The organism is Mesorhizobium sp. M7D.F.Ca.US.004.03.1.1 (assembly GCF_003998635.1).
GTDB classification, from domain to species: Bacteria; Pseudomonadota; Alphaproteobacteria; order Rhizobiales; family Rhizobiaceae; genus Mesorhizobium; species Mesorhizobium loti.
Map to the genome: position 1 here is coordinate 1 of NZ_RZQG01001510.1, position 825 is coordinate 825.

An 825-nucleotide genomic window follows, 5' to 3' on the forward strand; every position below is an offset into this window, starting at 1 on the left:
GATCAGGCTGCGCCGCTCGCTCGACTATCCCGAAGAGACGGCCGGCCGGCGCATGCAGACCGAGTTCGTCGCGGTGCCGCCATTCTGGACGATCGGCCAGACCATCGATTACATGCGCGAGGACAAGAACCTGCCTGAGCGCTTCAGCCAGATCTTCGTCATCGATCCGACCTTCAAACTGCTCGGCGCCATCGACCTCGACCAGATCCTGCGCACCAGGCGCGCGGTCAAGGTCGAGGAGGTCATGCATGAGACACGGCACGCCATTCCCGCCACCATGGATCAGGAAGAGGCGGCGCGGGAATTCGAACAGTATGACCTATTGTCGGCCGCCGTCGTCGACGAGAACGAGCGGCTGGTCGGCGTGCTGACCATCGATGACGTGGTCGACGTCATCCAGCAGGAGGCCGAGGAAGATCTGATGCGCATGGGCGGCGTCGGCGATGAAGAACTGTCCGACAGTGTTCTCTCCACATCGCGCTCGCGCGTTCCATGGCTGTTGATCAATCTGTTGACGGCATTTCTGGCCGCATCGGTGATCAGTCTGTTCGACCGCACGATCGAACATATCGTGGCGCTGGCAGTGTTGATGCCGATCGTCGCCGGCATGGGCGGCAATGCCGGCTCGCAGACCATGACGGTCACGGTGCGGGCGCTGGCGACAAAGGATCTCGACATCTACAATGCCGGCCGCATCATCCGCCGCGAGATGGGCGTCGGCTTCATCAACGGCATCGTCTTCGCCATCCTGATCGGCATCGTTGCCGCTGCCTGGTTCCGCGACCCCAATTTGGGCGGCATCATTGCGGCGGCGATGATCATCAA

1 protein-coding gene is annotated in these 825 nt (G+C 62.1%); it reads left to right on the forward strand.

Going from position 1 to position 825, the window contains the following annotated elements; translation table 11 throughout:
* Positions 1 to 825: magnesium transporter (locus EN935_RS38315; protein WP_164771837.1), on the forward strand; the 825-nt coding region annotated here is incomplete at both ends.